The sequence below is a fragment of the Nocardioides sp. genome (genome assembly GCF_031422975.1).
In the GTDB taxonomy this organism is placed as follows: Bacteria; Actinomycetota; Actinomycetes; order Propionibacteriales; family Nocardioidaceae; genus Nocardioides.
The window spans coordinates 1-5,307 of sequence record NZ_JANPEO010000068.1 but is presented as its reverse complement, the minus strand read 5'-3'; the positions used below and the strand labels follow the sequence as shown (position 1 = coordinate 5,307).

General features: G+C 69.9%; 5 protein-coding genes. 4 read left to right on the top strand and 1 reads right to left on the bottom strand.

Going from position 1 to position 5,307, the window contains the following annotated elements; genetic code table 11:
- Positions 1-1,404: gamma-aminobutyraldehyde dehydrogenase (locus tag RMO85_RS02325; RefSeq protein WP_310526230.1), on the bottom strand; the 1,404-nt coding region annotated here is incomplete at its 3' end.
- A 169-nt stretch (positions 1,405-1,573) separates the two neighbouring features.
- Here RMO85_RS02325 and RMO85_RS02320 point away from each other — a divergent pair.
- The 4 genes from RMO85_RS02320 (at position 1,574) to RMO85_RS02305 (ending at position 5,186) form a co-directional block, all read left to right on the top strand.
- A complete protein-coding gene (locus tag RMO85_RS02320) occupies positions 1,574-2,032 on the top strand; it encodes an Lrp/AsnC family transcriptional regulator (protein ID WP_310526229.1) in 459 nt (152 codons plus the stop codon).
- On the top strand, positions 2,029-3,408 hold the full coding sequence (locus RMO85_RS02315; RefSeq protein ID WP_310526228.1) for an aspartate aminotransferase family protein: 1,380 nt from the start codon (positions 2,029-2,031) through the stop codon (positions 3,406-3,408). Before RMO85_RS02320 ends, RMO85_RS02315 begins: the two co-directional genes overlap by 4 nt.
- A 147-nt stretch (positions 3,409-3,555) precedes the next feature.
- Entirely contained in the window at positions 3,556-5,025 is a 1,470-nt protein-coding gene (locus RMO85_RS02310) for an ATP-binding cassette domain-containing protein (protein WP_310526227.1), read from the top strand.
- The gene (locus tag RMO85_RS02305; protein WP_310526226.1) at positions 5,022-5,186 is read left to right on the top strand and encodes a hypothetical protein; all 165 of its coding nucleotides are present in this window, start codon (positions 5,022-5,024) and stop codon (positions 5,184-5,186) included. Before RMO85_RS02310 ends, RMO85_RS02305 begins: the two co-directional genes overlap by 4 nt.
- The last annotated feature ends 121 nt before the right edge of the window (positions 5,187-5,307 follow it).

Below are 5,307 nucleotides of genomic sequence, written 5' to 3'. Positions count from 1 at the left end.
GTCCTCGAATCTGTACATCGAGAGATCCTTGCCGTAGCCCGACTTCTTGAAGCCGCCGTGCGGCATCTCCGCCACGATCGGGATGTGGGTGTTGATCCAGACGCACCCGAAGTCGAGCGCGGCCGACATCCGCATCGCCCGCCCGAAGTCCTTGGTCCACACCGAGGAGGCCAGCCCGTAGTCGACACCGTTGGCCCACGCGAGCGCCTGAGCCTCGTCGTCGAACTGCTGCACGGTGATGACCGGACCGAAGATCTCCTGCTGGACGGCCTCGTCGTCCTGGCGCAGCCCGGAGATCACGGTCGGCTCGAGGAAGAAGCCCTCGCCCAGCTCGCTGAGCCGGTTGCCGCCGGCCGAGACGGTTGCGTGGCCGGGCAGACGCTCGATGAAGCCGGTGACCCGCGCAAGCTGGAGGGCGTTGTTCACCGGCCCGAGCAGCGCGTCGTCGTTGTCGGGGAGCCCGACGACCGCTTGGGTGCGGGCGTAGTCGGCCAGGGCCTCCACGAAGGCACCGTGGATGCGGGGACCGGCCAGCACGCGCGTGGCGGCCGTGCAGTCCTGGCCTGCGTTGAAGTAGCCCGCCGTCGCGATGCCCTCGACGGCGGCCTCGAGGTCGGCGTCGTCGAAGACGATGACCGGGGCCTTGCCCCCCAGCTCGAGATGGACACGCTTGATGTTCGGGGCAGCGCTCAGCGCGACCTCCGCACCAGCCCGCACCGAGCCGGTGATGGCGACCATGGCGGGAGAGGCGTGCTCGACGACGAGGCGGCCGGTGTCGCGGTCGCCCGTCACCACGTTGAAGGTGCCGGCCGGCAGGAACTCCGAGGCGATCTCGGCCATCAGCAGCGTGGTCTCCGGGGTGGTGTCGCTCGGCTTGAGGACGATCGTGTTGCCGGCCGCCAGGGCGGGCGCGATCTTCCACATGGCCATCATCATGGGGTAGTTCCACGGGGTCACCTGGCCGATCACGCCGATCGGCTCGCGGCGTACCCAGGAGGTGTGCCCGGCCATGTACTCCCCGGCGGCGCGGCCCTCCAGCACGCGGGCGGCGCCGGCGAAGAAGCGGAGCTGGTCGACCATCGGCGGCACCTCCTCGCTCGCCGTGAGGGCGTGCGGCTTGCCGGTGTTCTCCGCCTCGAGGTGCACGAAGTCGTCGGCGCGGCGCTCGATGGCGTCGGCGAAGTCCAGCAGGGCCTTCTGGCGCTCGCTGGGCGTCGTGCGACCCCACTCGCCGAAGGCGCGCCCGGCCGCGTCGTAGGCGGCGTCGACGTCATCGGTCCCGCTGAGCGGCGCGTGCGCCACGACCTGTCCGGTGGCCGGGTTGATCACCTCCGTCGAGTGTCCCGTGCTGGCGTCGACGTAGGTGCCGCCGATGAAGTTGCGCAGACTGCGTGGGCTGGTCATGGACGTCCTCCGGATTCAGGTGCCGTGAGGGGAGAGTAGGACGATTTCGCCGGTATCTCCATAGTTGATGGTCACAAAACTGCGGGAAGCGCATAAATTGAGACCAAAAAGCACGGATTCTTTGGCCGAGCACTTGCAGTTCTGCATCCACGACCTCACCATGGGGCCTATGAGTGAGGGGCCGACGCGGCTCGACGACACCGCCAAGCGGATCATCGAGCTCCTGCAGGAGGACGGTCGTGCCTCGTATGCCGCCATCGCGAAGGCCGTCGGCCTGTCCGAGGCGACCGCGCGGGCGCGGGTCCAGAAGCTGCTCGACTCCGAGGTCATGCAGGTCGTCGCGGTCACCGACCCCACCCAGGTCGGGTTCACCCGGCAGGCCATGATCGGCATCCGCACCGACGGCGACCCGCTCGTGGTCGGCGACCTCCTCGCCGACCTCCGCGAGATCGACTACGTGGTCACCACCGCCGGCAGCTTCGACCTCCTGGTCGAGGTCGTCTGCGAGGACGACCCGCACCTGCTCGACGTCATTCGACAAATCCGGGAGCTGAAGGGGGTCGTCTCCACCGAGACGTTCGTCTACCTCAAGCTCAACAAGCAGCACTACAACTGGGGAACCCGATGAGCCTCGACAAGAACTTCGACTACCAGTCGGCCGGCCGCGACCACCTGTGGTTGCACTTCACCCGGCACTCGACCTACGAGAAGGGCGGCGAGATGCCGCTCATCGTGAAGGGCGAGGGCCACAAGATCTGGGACAGCCACGGCCGCGAGTACATAGACGGGCTGTCCGGGCTCTTCGTCGTCCAGGTCGGGCACGGACGCGAGGAGCTGGCCGAGGCTGCGGCCAAGCAGGCGCGCGAACTGGCCTTCTTCCCGATCTGGTCCTTCGCCCACCCGCGCGCCATCGAGCTGGCCGACCGGCTGGCCGCGATGGCCCCCGGCGACCTCAACCGGGTCTTCTTCACCACCGGCGGCGGGGAGGCCGTCGAGTCGGCCTGGAAGCTGGCCAAGCAGTACTTCAAGCTCACCGGCAAGCCCAACAAGCACAAGGTGATCTCCCGCGCCGTGGCCTACCACGGCACCCCGCAGGGTGCCCTGTCCATCACCGGCATCCCGGGGCTCAAGGAGATGTTCGAGCCGCTGGTCCCCGGTGCGCACAAGGTGCCCAACACCAACTTCTACCGCCGCCCCGACTACCTCGGCGACGACGAGAAGGCCTTCGGCCGCTGGGCCGCCGACCGGATCGCCGAGGCGATCGAGTTCGAGGGGCCCGACACGGTCGCGGCCGTCTTCCTCGAGCCGGTCCAGAACGCCGGCGGCTGCTTCCCGCCGCCCCCCGGTTACTTCGAGCGGGTGCGCGAGATCTGTGACCAGTACGACGTCCTGCTGGTCTCCGACGAGGTCATCTGTGCCTTCGGTCGGGTCGGTGAGATGTTCGGTTGCGCCGAGTTCGGCTACGAACCCGACATCATCACCTGCGCCAAGGGGATGACGTCGGGCTACTCCCCGATCGGCGCGATGATCGCCACCGACCGGCTCTTCGAGCCCTTCAAGGACGGCACCAACGCCTTCGCCCACGGCTACACGTTCGGCGGCCACCCGGTCTCAGCGGCGGTGGCGATGGCCAACCTCGACATCATGGAGCGCGAGGGAATCATCGCCCACGTCCAGGAGAACGCACCGGGCTTCCGCAGCACCCTGGAGAAGTTGCTCGACCTCCCGATCGTCGGCGACGTGCGCGGGCACGGCTACTTCTACGGCATCGAGCTGGTCAAGGACCGTGACACCAAGGAGACGTTCGACGACGCCGAGTCCGAGCGCCTGCTGCGGGGCTACCTCTCCCACGCCCTGTGGGAGGCCGGTCTCTACTGCCGTGCCGACGACCGCGGAGACCCGGTCATCCAGCTGGCGCCGCCGCTGATCATCGGCCAGCCCGAGTTCGACGACATCGAGCAGCGGCTGCGTTCGGTCCTGAGCGGCGCGCTGGCACACCTCTGAGACCAAACGGCTCCCCGCGGGCGCGTGCGGCGGCGTAGCCTTCAACGCCATGACCCGGGTGCGGCGCTGGTGCTTGGTCGCGCTCGTCGCGGCGGTGCTCCTGGCGGCCCCGTGGCCGTCCGATCGCTGCCAGCCGGAGACGAGGGCGTGAGTGCGTCGACCCTGCTGCAGCACGCGCGCGACTCCCTCAGCGGGTCATGGTCGGGACAGGTGGAGACAGAGGGCACTCTCCAACTTCCCGACGCGGACAGGTTCAGCAGCATCGCGGCGCTGTTCGGGGAGCGGACGCGGTTGCGTGTGTGGTGGCGCGACGCGGAGCACTGGCGGGTCGACCGGTTGCTGGTCACCGGGGAGGTGGACCTCTTCCGGGACGGCGCGACCACGCTGGAGTGGAACTATGAGCGCGCCGAGGCCACCCTCAGCCGCGATCCGGACGTCCGGCTGCCGCGCCCCGGCGACCTGGTGCCCCCGGCGCGTCGGCTGGCCGGCAGGAGCGCCCCGGGGCTGCGGGTGCGGACCCGGTCCCCCTTGTCCAGCATCGACCACGTGGACCTGTGGGCGGACGGCGACTCCGGCGTCCCCCTGCTGGTGGAGGTGTACGCCCGAGGCGCAGCCTCGCCCGCTCTCACGAGTCGATTCACCGGCTTCTCCACCGAACGTCCCACCGACGTCAGCAGCTTCGAGGCCGCAGCCGGCACCGATGTCGAGTACGACGATGAGCTGGACATCGCGGACGCGGCCAACCAGTACGCGCCGGTCCTCCCGCCCCGTGTCGTGGTCGGGCTGCAGAAGACCGCCTCCTCCGACCGGGCAGTGGGCGTGTACGGCCAGGGGACGACCCAGCTGATCGCGATCCCGCTCCGGGACCGCGAGGCGGATGCGCTCCGGACCCAGATGGCGATCACGCCGGGAGTCGAGCAGGACCAGGACCGGACCGTCGTCGCACTCGGGCCGCTCGGCGTGCTGCTCACCGGGTCCCGCGGGGACAGCGGCTGGCTGCTCGCCGGCACCCTCACCCGCGACGCCCTGGAGCGTGCCGTCGACGCCGTCGACCTCGACGTCCGTGAGGGCGACGTCTACGGGTTCCTCGGCGCCACCGGCTCGGGCAAGACCACCACCGTGCGGCTGCTCCTCGGCCTTGTCCCGGCCACCTCAGGTCGGATCGAGGTGCTCGGCGAGACGATGCCGGCTGCCGCCCCCGACGTGCTGCCGCAGGTCGGCGCCCTGGTGGAGGGGCCGGCGGCGTACCCGCATCTGTCCGGGCGCGCCAACCTCGCACTCTTCGACGCCGTCGGGCCCGGAGGGGGGCGCAGGTCGCGGACCCGACGGATCGAGGAGGCACTGGAGCGGGTGGGGCTGGCGAGGGTCGACGCGCGGCCGGTCCGCGTCTACTCCCTGGGGATGCGTCAACGGCTCGGTCTCGCGATGGCCCTGCTCCGCCAGCCGCGCCTGCTGGTCCTCGACGAGCCCACCAACGGACTCGATCCCCAGGGCATCAACGAGATCCGCCGGCTGCTGCTCGACCTCAACCGGGCGGGCACCACGGTCTTCTTGTCCAGCCACCTGCTCGGCGAGATCGAGCAGATGTGCACGCGCGTGGGTGTGCTGGACGGTTGATCGTCCGCGCCCCCGACGTGGCGCAGCTGAACGCCCGCCTCGTCGCTGCCGGCGTGCGGGTGACCCGCCTGGCTCCGGAGCATCGGCGCCTGGAGGATGTCGTGATGGCTGCCACGACCTCCGGGACCGACCGGTTCGGGGTCGACGGGGTGACCGCGTGATCCGGGGCGAGCTGTCGAAGATGTTCCGCAATCGACGCACCTGGGCCACGATCGCGCTGATCGACGCCATGCCGACCCTGGTGGCGGTGCTCCTCGCGGTCACCGATCTCGGCCCCCGACC